13 protein-coding genes, 1 other RNA gene and 1 pseudogene are annotated in these 17,875 nt (G+C 60.4%); 8 read left to right on the plus strand and 7 right to left on the minus strand.

Annotated features, from left to right (window positions below):
* Positions 1-3: 3 nt before the first annotated feature.
* The 5 genes from F2P67_RS11430 to F2P67_RS11450 all read left to right on the plus strand — a co-directional run bounded on the left by F2P67_RS11430 (position 4) and on the right by F2P67_RS11450 (position 8,174).
* Positions 4-1,596: a glycerol-3-phosphate dehydrogenase/oxidase gene (locus F2P67_RS11430; protein ID WP_166220381.1), complete on the plus strand. Its 1,593-nt coding sequence runs from the start codon at positions 4-6 to the stop codon at positions 1,594-1,596.
* A 20-nt stretch (positions 1,597-1,616) separates the two neighbouring features.
* Positions 1,617-3,185: an FGGY-family carbohydrate kinase gene (locus F2P67_RS11435; protein WP_166220383.1), complete on the plus strand. Its 1,569-nt coding sequence runs from the start codon at positions 1,617-1,619 to the stop codon at positions 3,183-3,185.
* 159 nt (positions 3,186-3,344) lie between these two features.
* Positions 3,345-4,634, plus strand: coding sequence for a phospholipase C/P1 nuclease family protein (locus tag F2P67_RS11440; protein WP_166220385.1), 1,290 nt, complete (start codon positions 3,345-3,347; stop codon positions 4,632-4,634).
* Positions 4,635-4,684: 50 nt separating this feature from the next.
* Entirely contained in the window at positions 4,685-6,643 is a 1,959-nt protein-coding gene (locus F2P67_RS11445; RefSeq protein WP_166220387.1) for a DUF1302 domain-containing protein, read from the plus strand.
* A gap of 157 nt (positions 6,644-6,800) precedes the next feature.
* On the plus strand, positions 6,801-8,174 hold the full coding sequence (locus F2P67_RS11450; protein ID WP_166220389.1) for a DUF1329 domain-containing protein: 1,374 nt from the start codon (positions 6,801-6,803) through the stop codon (positions 8,172-8,174).
* A gap of 177 nt (positions 8,175-8,351) precedes the next feature.
* On the opposite strand, the gene F2P67_RS28090 is transcribed toward F2P67_RS11450, so the two are convergent.
* The gene (locus F2P67_RS28090) at positions 8,352-9,215 is read right to left on the minus strand and encodes a methyl-accepting chemotaxis protein (protein WP_371748303.1); all 864 of its coding nucleotides are present in this window, start codon (positions 9,213-9,215) and stop codon (positions 8,352-8,354) included.
* Positions 9,210-10,271, minus strand: a pseudogene (locus F2P67_RS28095) (methyl-accepting chemotaxis protein); the annotation flags it as partial. The pseudogene F2P67_RS28095 and the gene F2P67_RS28090, both read right to left, overlap by 6 nt.
* A 242-nt stretch (positions 10,272-10,513) precedes the next feature.
* Between F2P67_RS28095 and pmrG the strand changes: the two are divergent.
* Together pmrG and F2P67_RS11465 are read left to right on the plus strand one after the other, a co-directional pair.
* The gene (pmrG, locus tag F2P67_RS11460) at positions 10,514-11,185 is read left to right on the plus strand and encodes a lipopolysaccharide core heptose(II)-phosphate phosphatase PmrG (protein ID WP_166220393.1); all 672 of its coding nucleotides are present in this window, start codon (positions 10,514-10,516) and stop codon (positions 11,183-11,185) included.
* Entirely contained in the window at positions 11,182-12,003 is an 822-nt protein-coding gene (locus F2P67_RS11465) for a phosphatase PAP2 family protein (RefSeq protein WP_166220395.1), read from the plus strand. The genes pmrG and F2P67_RS11465 overlap by 4 nt, the downstream gene beginning before the upstream one ends.
* Before the next feature lie 65 nt (positions 12,004-12,068).
* Here the strand turns inward: F2P67_RS11465 and F2P67_RS11470 are convergent, their stop codons facing one another.
* The 3 genes from F2P67_RS11470 to F2P67_RS11480 form a co-directional block, all read right to left on the minus strand.
* On the minus strand, positions 12,069-13,547 hold the full coding sequence (locus F2P67_RS11470; protein ID WP_166220397.1) for an ArnT family glycosyltransferase: 1,479 nt from the start codon (positions 13,545-13,547) through the stop codon (positions 12,069-12,071).
* Between the two features lie 30 nt (positions 13,548-13,577).
* Positions 13,578-14,165, minus strand: a complete 588-nt coding sequence (rimJ, locus tag F2P67_RS11475; RefSeq protein WP_166220399.1) for a ribosomal protein S5-alanine N-acetyltransferase — start codon at positions 14,163-14,165, stop codon at positions 13,578-13,580.
* A gap of 218 nt (positions 14,166-14,383) precedes the next feature.
* Positions 14,384-15,790 carry a DUF2252 domain-containing protein gene (locus F2P67_RS11480; RefSeq protein ID WP_166220402.1) on the minus strand — a complete coding sequence of 469 codons (1,407 nt, stop codon included), beginning with the start codon at positions 15,788-15,790 and terminating at the stop codon, positions 14,384-14,386.
* A gap of 139 nt (positions 15,791-15,929) precedes the next feature.
* On the opposite strand from F2P67_RS11480, the gene F2P67_RS11485 reads away from it, so the two are divergent.
* A complete protein-coding gene (locus tag F2P67_RS11485; RefSeq protein ID WP_166220404.1) occupies positions 15,930-16,862 on the plus strand; it encodes a YeeE/YedE thiosulfate transporter family protein in 933 nt (310 codons plus the stop codon).
* A gap of 161 nt (positions 16,863-17,023) precedes the next feature.
* Here F2P67_RS11485 and ssrA read toward each other — a convergent pair.
* Positions 17,024-17,413: a transfer-messenger RNA gene (gene ssrA, locus F2P67_RS11490) on the minus strand.
* 96 nt (positions 17,414-17,509) lie between these two features.
* Positions 17,510-17,788 (minus strand): hypothetical protein, encoded by a 279-nt coding sequence (locus F2P67_RS11495; protein ID WP_166220406.1) that lies wholly within the window; start codon positions 17,786-17,788, stop codon positions 17,510-17,512.
* Between the last annotated feature and the right edge of the window lie 87 nt (positions 17,789-17,875).

Genomic DNA, 17,875 nt, shown 5'->3' on the forward strand with positions numbered 1-17,875 from the left:
GCCATGAATCAGGACTGGAACGCCGCGTGGCGCCAGCAGGTTTTGCCGACGCTGGCGGATGAAACCTGGGATCTGATTGTCATCGGTGGCGGCATCAGCGGCGCCGGGATTGTGCGTGAGGCGGCGCGCCGTGGCTGGCGTTGCCTGCTGCTGGAGCAGCGCGATTTCGCCTGGGGCACCTCCAGTCGATCATCGAAAATGGTCCACGGCGGTTTGCGTTACATCGCCAAAGGGCAGTGGCGCCTGACCCGTGATTCGGTGCGCGAGCGTCAACGCTTGCTTGACGAAGCGCCGGGGTTGGTCGAACCAATGAGTTTCATGATGCCGCACTATCGCGGCGGCTTTCCCGGACCGCGTGTTTTGGGCGGTTTGCTCTCGGTGTATGACGCCTTGGCCGGACGCCGCAGCCATCAGTTTCATGATGCGCAACAACTGCGTTATCTGGCGCCGGGCGTGAAAGAAACTGACCTGCTTGGCGGCACCTGTTTCGTCGATGCGCTGACCGATGACGCACGGCTGGTGATGCGTGTGTTGAGCGAAGCGCGGGCTGACGGCGCGGTGGTGCTCAACGGGGTGCGCGTTGAGCACCTGCTGCGGGAAAACGGGCGCGTGTGCGGGGTTCAGGTCGACGACTGTGAAGCGGGCGGGTCGCTGCAATTGCGGTGTGGCGTGCTGGCCGTGGCCACCGGCGCCTGGGCCGAACGCTTGCGGCCGGCCGAGACGCCACGGCAATTGCGCCCTTTGCGCGGCAGCCATTTGTTGCTGCCGGGCTGGCGCCTTCCCGTGGCGCAAGCCTTCACGTTTTTGCATGCGCGGGATCGTCGCCCGGTCTTCGTTTTCCCTTGGGAGGGCGCCACGGTGGTGGGCACCACGGACCTCGATCATCGCGAGGATCTGGATCAGAGCGCGAGCATTGGCGCAGACGAACTCGACTACTTGTTGGCCGCCTGCAGCCAACAGTTTCCCGGCGCTGAAATCGTCGCTGACGATGTGCTCTCGACCTGGTCGGGCGTGCGTCCGGTGGTCGGCGGCGCCGGTGCGCCTCAGGACAAACCGTCGAATGAAACCCGTGAGCACGTGCTGTGGCAGGAGCCGGGTTGCGTGACGCTGGCCGGCGGCAAACTGACCACGTTTCGCCCGCAAGCCATCGAAGTGCTTACGGCGTGCGCGACGATGCTCGGACGTCCCTTTGTCGACGATGCCGAGCCGGTGTTCGCCGCCGTGCCCGCACTGGCGATTGCAGATTTGAGCAGCCATCAGTGGCGCCGTTTGGCCGGTCGACATGGCCGACACCTGCCAAGGCTGGCGCAACTGATCAAAGAAATCGGCCACGACAGTGTCGGCGCCACGGACACCTTGTGGGCAGAACTGGCCTTCGCCTGCGAAGCAGAAATGGTCCTGCACCTTGACGATTTGTTGCTGCGCCGCACGCGTCTCGGCTTGTTGTTGCCGCGTGGTGGCGAAGATTATTTCGCCGCCATTCGCCAGCTCTGTCAGCCACGACTGGGCTGGGACGATGAGCAATGGCAGCAGGAGTTGCAGCGTTATCGGGCGTTGTGGCAACGCCATCACGGTTTGCCGGATGCCACGCCTTGATGCCCCTTGAAGAGAGCTCCATGGATAACCACCCGAACAAGCGTTACCTGCTGGCCATCGATAACGGCACCCAAAGCGTGCGCGCGCTGCTCTTTGATTTGCAGGGCAATCTGCTCGGCAAAGGCAAGGTCGAATTGCAGGCCTATTACTCGACGCAACCGGGTTGGGCCGAGCAGGATCCGGAATATTACTGGGCGAAACTGGGCGAGGCCTGCCAGCAGGTCTGGGCGCAAACCGGCATTGATCGGTCGCAGATCGCCGGTGTTTCCCTGACCACCCAGCGCGGCACGGTGATCAATGTCGATGCCGAGGGCAAAGCGCTGCGCCCGGCGATTCTCTGGCTCGATCAACGCCAGAGTGATGTTGAAGGCGGGATCAAAGGGCCGTGGGGCTGGCTGTTCAAACTGGTCGGGGCGCAAGCCACCGTGGATTATTTTCGTGCCCAGGCCGAGGCCAACTGGATTGCCAGGCATCAGCCTGAATTGTGGGTGGCGACCGACAAGTTTTTACTCCTGTCGGGGTTTCTCACCCATCGCTTGTGCGGGCGTTTTGTCGACTCTGTGGGCTGCTGCGTCGGCTACTTGCCGTTCGATTTCAAACGCCTGAAATGGGCCGCACCCAAGGACTGGAAATGGCAGGCGCTGGCGGTACGCCCCGAGCAGTTGCCGACGTTGCACAAACCCGGTGAAACCCTCGGCCACATCAGCGCTGAAGCCAGCCGCCACACCGGCATTCCCGAGGGATTGCCGCTGATTGCGGCGGGCGCGGACAAGGCCTGCGAAGTGGTCGGATCCGGCGTGGTCGATGCCGACACGGTGTGCCTGTCCTACGGCACCACGGCAACGATCACCAGCACCCGCTCGCGCTATCTGGAAATCGTCCCGCTGATCCCGCCGTATCCGTCGGCGGTGCCGGATCAGTACAACTGCGAAGTGATGATTTATCGCGGCTACTGGATGGTCAGCTGGTTCAAGAACGAATTCGGTTTGCGCGAGATGCAGCAGGCGAAAGAGCAGGGCATCGAGCCGGAGCAACTGTTCGATGCGCTGGTCAACGCAGTGCCACCCGGCTCAATGGGATTGATGCTGCAACCGTACTGGTCACCGGGCATTCGCGAACCGGGCGTGGAGGCCAAAGGCGCGATGATCGGCTTCGGTGACGTGCACACGCGCGCGCATATTTACCGGGCGATTCTGGAGGGGCTGGCGTATGCGTTGCGTCAGGGCATGGAAAACATCGAGAAGCGCTCGAAGGTGTCGATCAAGCGTTTGCGCGTGGCCGGTGGCGGTTCGCAAAGTGATGCGGCGATGCAGCTCACGGCGAATATTTTCGGCCTGCCGGCGGAGCGTCCGCACGTGTATGAGGCGTCGGGTCTGGGCGCGGCGATTTGCTGCGCGGTGGGGCTGGGGTTGTATGCGGATTTCCCCACGGCCATCGCCGCGATGACCCGGGTCGGTGCGGTGTTCAACCCGCAACCCGAAGCGCAAAAGATCTACGAACAACTGTACCGCGACGTTTATTTGCGCATGTATCGCCAACTCAAACCGCTGTACCAGAGCATCCGCAAAATCACCGGCTATCCCGCGTAACACAACACTACGCAGGCTCCGCTCCCACAGGGGAAAGTGGTGTCTTTCGGATGGAGGGTTGGCGCCATTGGAGAACTTTTCTGGTGAGATCGGACAGTGTCAGCGCCGGGGGTGGTTGGTAGGCTCATCCCCCACGGCACTTCCTATAAGAATCAAGCAATGAAGCTGACATTCCTCCTGTTGCTGTTTTGTGCAACGGCCCCGACTGCCTGGGGCTGGTCGAACCATACGGTGGGCAGCTATCTGGCGTTGCAGGATCTGCCGGCGTTGCGCGATGCCCCGGCCGTCGAGGTCGAAGCGCTGGAGCAGTTTCTCAGCCAGCAATATCCCGCCATCGTCGCGCTGCTGGAAGAGCAGGAAGCCTTCGCCCGCGAGCACTTCGCGCACTACCCGCCACGTCCCGACAGTCTGAAAATGCCCGCCACGCCGAGTGACAATCTGCGCCACGATTTCCTCACGGCATTGCGCATCAATCCCGAGATTCATCTGGCGATGGTGATCCAGCCGCTGCCAGGCAAAGACCTGCCCGAGCGCGAGCATCTGCAGGCCGATCAGGTCATGGTCGGGCAAACGCTTTCACCGTGGAATCGCCAGCGCTTCATCGTTGTCGCCGAGTACGAAAAAGTGGCGCCGTTAGCCGTTTTGGCCAGCGCCGCGGATGAGCCGGATTACGGCCACGACATCAATCTGTTCGGCGACAACCCGGGCGAGGTCGCTGCGCGCTACGGCTTTGGCCCGCAGCCATTTGGTGATGCGCGGTTTCAGTACAGCTCGCAGGCGCCGTTCCACATGGGTTTCTTTCATGAGAGCGCGGTGGTGTATGTCGCTGCCGGTTTTCTCCAGCGCAGTTGGCCGGACTGGCGCGCGTATCAGTACATGGGCCTGGCGCGACTGGCGTTTGCCAGCGGCCATCCCTATTGGGGCTATCGCTTTCTCGGCTGGGGCCTGCACCACATTCAGGACCTGACCCAGCCCTATCACGCCAAGCCGTTGCCCGGCGTCGATCTCGCCAGTTTGCTGCTGCTGGAAGGCAAGGCATTGGCGGGGTTTGCGGGCGACAAGCAGGCGTCCATCGAGCGCGTCGCCACCCGGCATATGGAAGTCGAGAAATACCAATCGACCTGGTTGCGCCGCGTGCTGCGCGAGGGGCAGCCGCATCCGATGCTCGACGCTTACGCCGATGTGGCTCAAGACAAAACCTACCCGCCGTACTCGGTGGACTACCTGCGTGGAGTGGTCAGTGCCGAGTCTGTCGATGACTCGGCTGCGTTCGATGAGGCCATCGGGCAGTGGCTTGAGTCCGCGCCGGCGACCAGTGATTTCAGCGGCGGCAATCAGTTGCACCGCGAAGATTTCAACCATCCGGCACTCAACCGGCAGTTGCTCAAACTGCTGGGTCATTTCGGCGCGCACAGCCGGATTTATGTCAACGCGGGGTTAGCACCGTAGCCCGCCGGAACCCAGCACCAAAACAATAAAAAACAGGGAAGGAGGAACCCATGATCAACACTCGATTGCGCCTGTCCGGCGTGGCGCTCCCCGGTGTCGGCCTGGCCGGCCTGCTGCAGTTTTGCGCAGTCGACGGAGCGCAGGCTGCCGAGTTCAGCGTGCTGGACAAACAGGTCACCGGCTCGTTCGATACGACCCTGTCTTACGGCCGTTTGTGGCGCGTGCAGGGCCGCGACAAAAGCAACGATGACGTCAACACCAACGACGGCAATCGCAACTTCGACACCGGGCTGGTTTCCGAGGTGTACAAGATCACCTCCGAGTTTGAGGCCAACTATCAGAACTACGGCTTGTTCGTGCGCGGCACCGCGTTTTACGACACGCAACTGATGGACAAGCGCAACGACTACTACGACAACAACAGCCCGTCGCAGCCGAGCCAGAGCTACCCGCAGGACGACCACTTCACCGGGCAGACCCGCGACATCGCCGGCAGCCGCATCGAAATGCTCGATGCCTATGTGCATGGCAGTTGGGACGTCGCGCAGATGCCGGTGACGGCGCGTGTCGGCCGTCAGGTGTTCAACTGGGGCGAGGGGATTTTCTATCGCGGCGGGATCAACACCACCAACCCGGTGGACGCCGCCAAGTACCGCTTGCCTGGCGCCGAAGTGAAGGAAGTGCTGGTGCCGGTGGAAGCGTTGAGCTTCAACGTCGGCCTGACCGATTCGCTGACCCTGGAGAGTTTCTACCAGACCAACTGGAAGGAAACGCGCATCGACCCGGTCGGCACGTTCTACTCGCAGACTGACCTGTTCGCTGATGGCGGCAACACCGGTTACAACAACTTCAGCGGCACGGCGCTTGATACGCCAGTGCCGGGATTTGGCAACGTGATCGGTCTGTACAGTGCGCTGGGCAACAACCCGTTGCTGAGCCCGGCCCTGCAAACCACCGGCCTGTACGCCAACGGCGTGACGCCGGCCTACGGCAACACGCTCAAAGTGGCGACCATCGGCAAGGACTACAACGCGCGCAACGACGGTCAGTTCGGCTTTGCCTTTCGCTACATCGCCGAACAGCTCAACAGCACCGAGTTCGGTTTGTACATGGTCAATTACCACGCCAAGGAACCGACCATTGCCGCCGATCTTGGTGGCTACAAAGGCATCGACATGAACGCCCTGACCAACCTTTTGGCGGGTGTCGCGGGCAGTCAGGCCGGCGCACTAGCCAACGGTCTGGCCACGGCGGATGTGATGGGCAACATCCAGGCGCATCGGCGCTATGCCGAGGACATCCGCATGTACGGCTTCAGTTTCAACACCACGCTGGGCGACGCCTCAGTGTTTGGTGAAGTCGCCTATCGGCCAAACCTGCCCATCGGCGTAGCGGCCACCAACGACTTGATCGGCGACCTGGCCAACGGCGCCGCGACAGCCGTCACCGGCCAGTCGATCAACGTCGGCGGGCAGAGGGTCAATCTCAACAGTGAGATCAACAACGCCGAGCGCGTGGAGGCGTTCAATACGTCGTTGGGCACGATCTACAACTTCGGCCCGACGGCTTCGTTCGACTCGCTGTTCGGCATCTTCGAGCTGGCCTCCGAACACTTGCGTGGCAGCAGCCTGCAATACACCGCTTACGACGGCAGCACCCGCTACTACGCCGGCACCGGTAACTACTCCTATGTCTCGGGTGGTGATCGCGACGATCAGGTCAATCGCAATTCCTACAGCTACACCGCGATGCTCAACGGCACCTGGAACGACGTGTACGCCGGGGTCAACGTCTCGCCTTACATCGTTTACAAGGACGATTTCGAGGGCAACAGCTATCAGGCCGGCAACACCATCGAAGGTCGCAAGGCTTACACGCTGGGGATCAAGGCCAACTACCAGAACAAACTCGAAGCCGAGTTGCAGTACACCGAGTTCTACGGCGGTGGGCAGAACAACGGCATCCGCGACCGCGACAACGTCGGGTTCAACCTCAAGTATTTCCTTTAAGGACAGCACGCGGAACCAGTGTGGGAGTGGGCTTGCTCACGAATGCGGACTGTCAGTCGCTTCAACTTTCAATGACACATCGCTTTCGCGAGCAAGCCCGCTCCCACAGGGGACTTGCGGTGATTTGCAGACCTCACTCCCAGTTCGGAGATCAATCATGTTTGACACTGCACGACTGACTAAAACATCACTGGCGTTATTGCTGGGGCTGGCCGCCAGCAGCGCCTTCGCCGCCATCACCCCGCAACAAGCCGAGCAACTGAAAACCACTCTGACCCCCATGGGCGCCGAGCGTGCCGGCAACGCGGCGGGCACCATTCCCGCGTGGACCGGCGGTATCACTGATGTCCCGGCCGGCTACAAACCCGGTCAGCATCACCCCGATCCGTATGCGGTGGACAAACCGCTGTTCACCATCACCAAAGCCAACCTCGACCAATACAAGGCTCATCTCAGCCCGGGTCAGATCGCGCTGTTCAACAGTTACCCCGAGACGTTCCAGATGCCGATCTATCCTTCGCGCCGATCGGGTTCGGCGCCGCAGTGGCTGTACGACAACACCTTGAAGAATGCGACCTCGGCAAAGCTGCTCGAGGGTGGCAGTGGTTTCTCTGAAGCCTATGGCGGCGTGCCGTTCCCAGTGCCCAAGGACGGCGTCGAAGTGTTGTGGAATCACATCACCCGTTATCGCGGCATCTACGTCGTGCGCCGCGCTTCCGAGGCCCCGGTGCAACGCAACGGCAGCTTCGCGCTGGTGACTTCGCAGCAGGAAGGCCTGTTCAATTACTACCGTCCGGGCGGGCAATTCGCCGACCTGAAAAACATCCTGTTCTACTATCTCGCCTTCGTGAAAAGTCCGGCGCGGCTGGCCGGTGGTGCCGCACTCGTTCACGAAACGCTTGACCAGCTCAAGGACCCGCGCCAGGCCTGGGTCTACGACGCCGGCCAGCGCCGCGTACGCCGCGCACCAAACCTTGCGTATGACACGCCGATTGCTTCTTCCGATGGCCTGCGCACTGCCGACGACACCGACCTGTTCAACGGCTCGCCGGATCGCTACGACTGGAAGCTCAAAGGCAAACAGGAAATCTATATCCCCTATAACAACTACAAAGTCGGCAGCCCCGACGTGAAGTACGCGCAACTGCTCACCCCTGGCCATCTCAACCCGCAATACACCCGCTACGAGCTGCACCGCGTGTGGGTGGTCGAAGGCAACCTCAAACCGGGCGCGCGACACATCTATTCCAAGCGTGTTTTGTTTCTGGATGAAGACAGCTGGGGCGCGGCACTGGTGGATCAGTACGACGGCCGTGGGGAGTTGTGGCGCGTGTCGATGGCCTACCTGAAAAACTTCTACGACCTGCCAACGACGTGGAGTGCACTGGACGTCTTCCACGACTTGCAGGCCCGCCGTTATTACGTGCAAAACCTCGATAACGAAGAGCCGGAGACTGTGGATTTCGCCCAGCCAGTGCCGGAGGATGCGTACTTCATGCCGTCGGCGTTGCGCCAGCGTGGGACGCGCTAAAGGCAGCGTCTAAATAACGTCGAGCTCTCCGAGAAATCGAGGTGAGAGGTCTGACGCCATCGCGAGCAAGCCCGCTCCCACAGGTTTCGAGTCGAACACAAAATCTGTGAACGACCGAAAAAACTGTGAGAGCGGGCTTGCCCGCGATGGGATCTACGCTATGACGCTGACTGAAGGTCAGACGCGGAAGTGGCTGACCATCTGCTGCAACTGACCACCCAAACGCGCCAGTTCAACGCTGGACGCTGCGGTCTCATCACTGGCCGCTGCGGTCTGTTCCGACACGTCGCGTACGTTGATGATGCTGCGGCTGATCTCTTCGGCCACGGCGCTTTGCTGTTCGGCGGCGGCGGCGATCTGCTGGTTCATCGACTGGATGTTCGACACGGTGCGGGTGATGTTTTCCAGCGAGGCGCCGGCCTTGCGGGTCAGGGCGACGCTGCTGTCGGTCAGGGCGCGGCTGTTGCTCATCACCGCCGAGACTTGCTGGGTGCCGTTTTGCAGACCGGCGACCAGGCCTTCGATTTCTTCGGTGGACTTCTGTGTGCGCTGGGCCAGGCCACGGACTTCGTCGGCGACCACGGCAAAGCCACGACCGGCTTCACCGGCGCGTGCCGCTTCAATCGCGGCGTTGAGCGCCAGCAGGTTGGTTTGCTCGGCGACAGCTTTGATCACGTCCATGACGCTGCCGATCTTGTCGCTTTCCTGTTGCAGCACGCTCATGGCTTCGGTGGAACGCACCACTTCGCTAGCCAGACGTTCGATCTGCGCGATGGCTTCATTTACCACTTTGTCGCCTTCACGGGCTTCGCCGTCGGCGGCCGCGGCGGCTTGCGAGGCTTCTTCGGCGTTGCGCGCGACTTCCTGCACGGTGGCGGTCATCTCGTGCATGGCGGTGGCGACCTGATCGGTCTCGACCTTCTGGCTGTTCACGCCGGCGCTGGTCTGTTCGGTCACGGCCGAGAGTTCTTCGGCAGCGCTGGCGATCTGGGTGACGCCGTCGCGGATGCCGCTGATCAGGTCACGCAGGGTCACGCCCATGCGCGCGATGCCTTGTTGCAGCACACCGAGTTCGTCGCGGCGGGTGACGGTGACGTTCTGGGTCAGGTCGCCGCTGGCGATGCGCTCGACCACGGCCAGGGTTTCCTGCAGCGGACGGGTGATCTGACGGGTGATGATCACTGCGGCAATCACGCCAACCAGCAGGGCCAGCAAAGTGCTGATCAACTGGAAGGTGCGCGCCTGGGCGCTTTCCACATCGCGACGATCAAGCTGAATCTGGTACAGCTGCTCGCTCGTGGTGACGATGGCGGCGCCCTGATCGGTCATTTCCTTGCGAGCCTGCACGGCATCGGTGTTGGCGTTTTTATACGCCATTAACGCGCTGCGGTAGTTGGTCAGCGCGGTTTCCAGCTGACGCAGGGAATCTTGCTGAGTGTCAGCAAAATGCACGTTCAGTTGCTTGAGGCTGGCGATGGCCACGTCGAGCTGGCCGACGGCTTTCTGTTCGGTTTCGGCGTTGGTGGTGGCGGTGTAACCGCGCACTTCGTAGCGCGCCAGGATGAACGCTTCCTTGGCGGTGGTGATCGCCTGGAACTGTTCGAAGCGCTGTTCGCTCATGTCCATCTGCTGCACGCGTTTGCTGATCGCTTCGATCAGGTTGTACGCGGTCTCGGCGTTGATGCTCATGGTGTCGCGGGCGCTGTTGCCGGTGCGATAGGCGTTGCGCATCTTGTTCAGCGAAGTCTGGTATTCGGCGATGGTCGCCGCCTGCTCCTTGAGCAGTTTGAGGTTTTCCGGGCTCTTGAATTTGCTGATCAGCGCCTGTTGCTGGGCAGCGAAACTTTCAAGGGTGGTCTGCACATTCTGCGCGGCGGTTTCGTCGCCGTTGGTCAGCATGTATTGCAGGCGCACCACGCGCAGTTTGGTCAGGCCGGAGTTGAGCTGGGTGATATCGCTCATCCAGTTGCTGCGGTCAATCAGGCCGCCGAGGCTGGTCCAGCCGGTCAGGGCCAGTACGCAGGTCAGGGCCAGCACCAGGCCGAAGCCCAGGCCCAGTTTCATGTTCACGCTGATGTTGCCGAACCAGCTATTCATCACAATTCCTCCAGAAACGTTGGGTTTCTTGATCGTCGGTTAGGCTGGAAGATTGTTGTTTTTTTGAGCCAGCAAGGGTGTTAGCAGGTCTGTATCGGCCGCAAAACCGAGAGCTGAAAGGATTTTGTCAGACAGAATTTGTAACAAGCGATCCCAAGACTTTTTTCACATGGGTTTCACTGGCTGCCTACGCGAGCGTCTGTAGCTTTGCCGCATCGAATGACAAGTGACGGCGGCTTTTTGTGGAATTGAGATTGAGTCTGTTCGGCGTCAAACGCTCGATTGATCTGAGTGGTCTGGCGCGTTTTCGAAACACCTGGGTGGTGCTGGCGGCCTCGCTGCTGGTGATCCCGTTGACCCTGTGGTTACTGGCGCCGGCGGCGGTGCCGGATCTGGCCCACGGCAATGCGACGGGCGCGCAGGCGTTGGCGGCAGGCTGGGCCAAGGGCGACATGATCGTGCTGGTGCGCCACGTCGAGCGCTGCGACCACTCCAAAGCCGCGTGCCTGACGGGCAATGACGGCATTACCGACCGCTCGCGCAGTGTCGCGGTGGCTGTCGGCGCGCAGTTCGAGCAACTGGGCCTGACCAACGCCGACTTCTACAACAGCCCGGTGATGCGCACCGTGCAGACCGCCGGTTACATGTTCAACCGCGCAGCCACCGGTGAAGACTGGCTGGTCAACTGCAGGGGGCGCATGTTGCAGGACGCACTCGCGCACAAAGTGCCGGGGCGCAACCTGATTCTGGTGACCCACAGCGAGTGCATGGCGCAAATCGAGAAAGACCTGAACGTGCCGGCCTCGAATCCCGGATACGGCTCCTCGCTGTTTGTTTCCGCTGCCAGCCCGGCGGCTCCGAAAATGCTCGGCTTTATTGAAGCCTCCGATTGGCGCACGGTGACCACCCGATGAAATCCCGTTTCTATGCAGTTAATTTCGGCATCCCGCTGGCCTGCGCCGCGCTGGTGTTCCTGATGTTCGACATGACCACCCTCGACATTCAGTTCAGCAACCTGCTGTTCGATCCGCTGAGCCAATCCTTCCCGCTCGACAAGGTCCACTTCTTCGAAAAACTCACGCACAAATGGGCGCGGATCATTCCGAACTGGACCGCCGAAATCGCCTTGATCGGCGCGATGCTGTCGCTGGTCTGGCCGTTGGTCAATCCACAGAAACGGCCGCGACTCGGCGCGTTTCTGGAACGCAGCAAAGTCGCGCCAGTGCTGCGTTTTGCCGCTGACCATCGGCGGGATTTTTTCTTCGTGGTGGTCGCGTTTGCGGTCTGCACGGGGGTGATCCATTTCCTCAAATCGCACACCAGCGTTTACTGCCCGATCGAAACCACGCTGTACGGCGGAAAAATGGCCCACATCGAGTGGTACAGCAATTTCCAGTTGTTCCATGAAGCGGGCAGTGGTCGCTGCTGGCCGGGCGGCCATGCCTCCGGTGGCTTCACCATGCTGGCGCTGTACTTTGTGGCGCGGCGTTACCAGTGGCGTTTTTCCAGTGCCATTTTGTGGGGCTCGTTGTTGCTCGGTTTTGTCTACGGCACGACGCGGGTTCTGCAGGGCTGGCACTACATGTCCCACACGTTCTGGGCCGGGATCTTTGTGTGGCTGGCGTGTTTGCTGACGGCGCTGGCGTTCTATGGGCGGGCACGGCTGGATGTGCCAGTGCTGAGCAAGCGTGAAGCGAGAGCCTTCGGTGCACAGCCAGAGGTTTCTGTGTAAGTCCTTTCCAGTGAATTGAAAAACCCGCCTGCATTGGCGGGTTTTTCATTTGCGCGATCGCCAGCTCAGTAGCCGACGAAGTAATACGCTTGCCGCCCGACCATCAACGTCTTGATCACTTTCAATGGAGCGGCGGGTTCGTTGTCCCCCGCCATGACAACAACGTGTGAGGTTGAGGCACTGAGGTAGTCACGCAGTTGCGCTTCGGTGTCCAGCCCTTTGAGCACTTGCTGGGTGTAGAAAACCGTGGCGCCGCCGAGCCGCTCGTTGGCTTGAAACAGCGCAACACGATGACCTTCCTCCTGCAGCGTTTGAATGTGTTCGGCCAGTGGCAGAAACGAAAGTTTTTTGTCTGCATGAGGCAATGCCCACTGTGCGGCGCCCAGGTAACTGGCGATCACCAACGCCAAGACACCGCCCGCCAGAGTCTGACGATGACGGGCGATTCGGCCGACAAAACCATGGGTCGATTCGTACGACTTCAGTTTTTCAAACAGCACACCTGCGTACTCGGCGGCGATCACCGCCGCGGCCGGCGTCATCGACATCAGATATACCGTGCGTTTACTGGACGCCAGCGTCAGCATCACAAACTGCGCAACGATCCACAGACTGAAAAACAACAGGTAACGATTGGCCTTCAACTGTTTGCGGAAATGCCATAACCCCAGGTACACCAGAATGTTCCACGGCAGGAACGCCTCGGGCAGCTTGGCCAGGTAGTAATAAAACGGCTCGTAGTGCCCGGCCTCGACGAAGGAGCCGCTGAAACGACCGACACTGTTGGTGAGCAACACTTCCTTGACCGCTTGCACACCGCCATGCTGAAAAAGCACCACCAGCCAGATCATCAGCGGAATCAAACCCACCACCGTCAGCAGCCCCGGGCGCAGCCAGTCTGCAATTTTCAGACGTCTGTCCAGCAGGTTGTCGACCAGCAGATAGGCGAAAATCACCACCCCCGGCATTGCCAGGCCCAACACGCCTTTGCTCAACGTGGCGATGGCAATCCCGACGACAAACAGCAGCGAGTTGCCCACTGTCGAGGCTCGTTGCGCCTGGAAAAACGCCAGCAGCGCTGTGGTCACGCCGAGTGCGAGCAACGCATCTTCGCCGACCCCGCGCACGTTGCTCCAGTAACTGGCCATGGTCGCCAGAAGTAAACCGGCCGTCCAGGCGATCATCTTCGGTCGCTCGAAACGCCGCAGCATGCCGTACAACAGCATCACGCTAAGCAATCCGGCGAACGCTGACGCCAGCCGCACCGCCCACGGCGAAACGCCGAAAACGCGCATCGCGCCGGCATCCAGCCACAGACTCAGCGGTGGTTTCTCCAGAAACGGTTCGCCGAACAGTCGCGGGGTCACCCAGTCGTCGTCCAGATGCATCTCCATGGCGATCCCGGCGACGCGGGCCTCGGTGGAGCCTTGCAATTGATGATTGCCCAGCGCAAAGAAAAATAGCAGGGCGGCAAGCAGAAACAGCGAAGTGGCGGCACGCGGCATGGGTTTCAGGCTACCGGAAAGGGCGGAAGGCCTGAGCATACGACGGCAATGCTTAACAAATTGTGAAACTCACGCGAGTCGTCGCGACCAGCGTTTGTCCGGCGTCTCGAACGCCGGATTGACCAGCGCCGTCAGTACATGATCCTGCCAGCGTCCGGCAATGTTCAGGTAGGCCTTGGCGTAGCCTTCACGTTCAAAACCCAGCCGTTCCAGCAAGCGCGCACTGCGCTCGTTGCCGGGTATGTAATTGGCCATGATCCGGTGCAGGTTCTGGCTGTCGAACATGTAGGCGATGCCAGCCTCCAGCGCTTCCTGCATCAAGCCCTTGCCCTGATGTTCGGCATCGATGTGGTAACCCAGATAACAGGCCTGGAACGCACCGCGAATGATCCCGCTGAAATTGCACGCGCCGATCATTTTCGAGCCGTCCTCGCTCAACAGCGCGAAATGCATGGCCAACCCGGCTTCAAAGGCGCTGGCCTGAATATCGAGTCGTCGGCGAATCTGCTCGGTAGAAAAATAATCGCGTGTGCGAATCGGTGACCACGGTGCGAGATGGCGTTGGTTGCGCTGGTAGAAAGCGCTTTCCAGGGCGGCCTGATCCGGATCGAGAATGGCCAGCGTCAGGCGTTGGCAGGGCAGGGTCAGCAGCGGCATCGGGCGCTCCGGGTCGATGAGTCTGCTGGCAGGTTCGCGCAATCACCGGGGAGCGGCAAGCGATGATGAGCAGGAGATCAAACACCGGGCAAAAAAAAAGCCCGCGGGAGAGCAGCGGGCGAACCGTAGTTTCTTGAATGAGCGAGCGGACTGTACAGGTTTGGCCGAAGGGGGGCAGTGAAGAAAAATTCATCTGCCCGGCGTTGCCGTCGGCTCGTTCAGGGCAAATGATCCGCAGCGAAATCCGCTTCCGAGCGCGCCCGCAGGCGGCCCTTGCGGCAGGCGTCCTGAAAGCGTTCGAAGTCGCGTTCATTCTGTGCCGTGTAGCTTTGGGCGTATTTGAGCAAGGCATCGGCCAGCGCATCGCCCTTGCCGATGTAGCCGCTGATCTGCGCAGCGTGCCCTGACGCTTTGGCGTGCGCGCGAGCCAGCGCACGGCCGCACACCCGGCCGTAAGCACCAAAGGTCTCGGCGTCAAAGTTCTCCAATTCGGCGGAGATTTTCATGTCGCGCAACTGCCGCACATAAAAGTGCCGACCACTGGGGCCGGTAGTCCAGCCGAGAAACAAGTCGCTGGCCGATTGCATCAAACGCTGGCCCTCAACCACGCGTTGCCCCTGATGGCGCACCCGCGATTTGCTTTTGACGTAACCGGCCAGCACCGAGGGCCGTGCTTCCTTGAATTGCAGAAACAGCGGAAATTCCTGATCGTCCGTCAGCAGGGCCACCAGGCATCGCGTACCAACACTGCCGACGCCAACCACTTTGAACGCCAGATCCTGAACGTGAAATCGCGACAGCAGTTCGCGCCGGTCGGCCTGCAGGGTGCTTCGGTAATCGCGCATGAACGTATCGAATAGCGGACGCCAGTCCGCCAGGCGCAACCAGTCATCTTCGGCGTCGAGCAGGGTGGTGTTTTTGTGCAGGTGGAAAATTTCCGGCAGGTCATCGCGAATAATCAGACGTCCGTGTTTGTCACGTTCGCTGATCTTCGGCAGCAGTTCCGCGTGGGTGCGCCGCTCGGCTTTGGCGATGGCCCGTTCGACGTGTTCAAGGGTACTTTTGCGTGCCTGCTCCAGCAGATCGTTGTAGCTGATCGACTCGTACCAGTTTTCCAGCGCGCCTTGCTCGGCGCATTCCAGCATGGTCGCTTGGTAGGCGCCGACCATCTCCCGGCAGACCGATTCTTCGACCGAGTCGCCATGACGCAAGTCGCGGGCCGCCACCACGAAACTCGCGGCCAGCCGTTTCAGGTCCCATTCCCACGGCCCGGGATGGGCTTCATCGAAATCATTGACGCTGAATAAAAGATTTCGCTCGGGCGTCGCAAATCCGCCGAAATTCATCAGGTGGCAGTCGCCGCAGATCGGTCCGACCAAACCCATATTCGGCGTGCTCGCCAGATCGTGCGCCTGCAATAACGCATTGCCGCGAAAGAAGGTAAACGGCGACACCAGCATGCGCCCGTAACGCAACTCGACCAGCGATTCGACCCGCCCGCGACTGGACGCATTGATCAAGGGGATCGGGTCGCGCTTCATCTTGCCCGTGATCGCTTGAGCACTGCGAGGGCATTTCTTGCGTGCGTTTTTGCCTTGTTGCAGACGGTCTTGAAGTGAGGTCATGGCGGCTCGATTCGGCGGAGTGGGCGCTGTGAGTGTAGAAGCGCTTTGGGACTTCATCCGCCGGTTTTGCACAACGACTAATCTGTACCACAGCGACTGTCCCGATTTCGCAACATGCAGCACGGAAACAGGAGGGGTTGTGCTTTCACTGCTGATATCGCTGCTGCTGGCCTTTCTCATCGGCTGGGTTTCCCAGCGCATGGGCATGTGTCTGGTCAACGCCACCGGGCAATTGCTGCGCCGCAGACCAACGCTGTTCGTGGCGCTGATTTCCTGCGGGTTGTTTGGTTTGTTGCTGGGGCCTGCCTATGGGCTGTTCGGCTTCAGCCAGCCGCTGTTCATCCCTGAGGTCGGTTACGGTTCACTGGTGGCCGGCGGTTTGTTGTTCGGACTCGCCTCTGTGCTCAACGATGGTTGCAGCGTCGGCACCCTGACCAAACTTGCCAGCGGGCATTTCGCCAAGGGGTTCACCGTTGTCGGCTGGGTGCTGGGTATCGTCCTCTGGCATCACTTGAACATGCTGGCTGAGCACAAAACGTTGCACATGCCGCAGATCAGCAGCCACCAATATTGGCTGACCCTTGGCATCGTGTTGCTGGTGCTGTTGTGGCTGATCCGGATTCACGGCGACCGGCGGGTGGTGGTATCGAGCATCCTGCTCGGTGCCCTGACCAGTGCGCTCTACACGTTCGAGCCGCTGTGGACACCCAGCGTGTTTTTTTATGACGTCTCGCGGCTGTCCTGGACGATGAATGAGCACGCGCTGACCGTCCAGCGCGTGGCGGTGTTCGGCATGCTCATGCTGGGCATGCTGGTTTACACGCTGCATCGCCAGACGTTTCGTTATCAACCTTTGGCGTGGATACCGGTCTGCCGTCATTTGCTGGCGGGCATGCTGATGGGTATTGGCGCGTCGATGATGCTCGGCGGCAATGACTCACAGATATTGTTGGTGTTTCCGACAATGACCTGGACAGGCGCGGTGCCGTTGACGGCGATTGTCGCGGGGATTTTGCTTGGCATGGGTGGACGGGCGCTGTTGCGCAGCACGTCAAGCGGTGCCCGATTGTGATGTGGATTAACTGTCGCTGGAGGTGAGCGGCTGCATGAAATCGTCGACGCGCCATGGCGGCGGAGCGAAGCCCGGTTCACGTCAATGAACAACAGGGCCAGGTGTATTGCGATCTCCAGATGCGACAAAGCCCGCACTTGGCGGGCTTTGTCGTTGAGAGTTGGTGGAGCCGGGGGGATTTGAACCCCCGTCCGCCAGTGCTCCGCTGTCGGTACTACATGCGTAGCCGTGTCTATTGAGTTAACCCTCAGCGACCCGACGGGCAGGGTGCTTTGGGCGAGTTGTGTAAGTTTTAGCCGCTTCGTCCACAACGTACTGCACGGCGATTCTGTTCTATATGACAATCATTTTGGGTTTACAGACATCCCCTGATGATTGCTGGGCCCGAAGGCACCAGGAGTGCATGTCAGCTGCAATTAAGCAGCGAGAGCAGCACCGTATTGGTCGTCATTGGCAACTATAAGAAGTTGCAACAGTGGATTTACGACTTCTGTTACCAAGTCGGCATGCACCTAAAGTTTCGTCACCGGCGTCGAATCCTAATCGGCCCCGAACTCATTGCCTCGTACATCACGTGAGGCAACAAGCCTGCGCAGTGTACGCCAATCAGCCGGCAAGGCCAACCCGAAGGTTGGCCGAAGCCAGGATCAGTTGTTGGTGCCCGTGGACTTGCGCAATTCCACAATGGTTTGCGAGGTTTCCGCAATGCAATCGTCGATTTTTCCTTGAGCCTTGAGCGCCTTGGCTTTGGCAACGCTGGTTTCGGCGCGCTGAGTCAGCTCCGGGTTCGAAGACAGTTGCCCCTTGGCATTGTCGATGGTTTGAATATTGGCATCGCACAGGTCAGCAGGTTTGTCGGCGGCGAACGAAGTGGAAGCCAGCATCGAGGCAGTAACGAACAGACCTAACAGTACAGAACGTTTCATGTGTATCTCCTTGAACTGAGGGATCCAGACTTCGCTGGTCGTCAGGACGGGCAACCGAGTGGAGGAAAAGCCCCGTTTATCGGGGCT

The organism is Pseudomonas atagonensis, from assembly GCF_011369485.1.
Taxonomy (GTDB): Bacteria; Pseudomonadota; Gammaproteobacteria; order Pseudomonadales; family Pseudomonadaceae; genus Aquipseudomonas; species Aquipseudomonas atagonensis.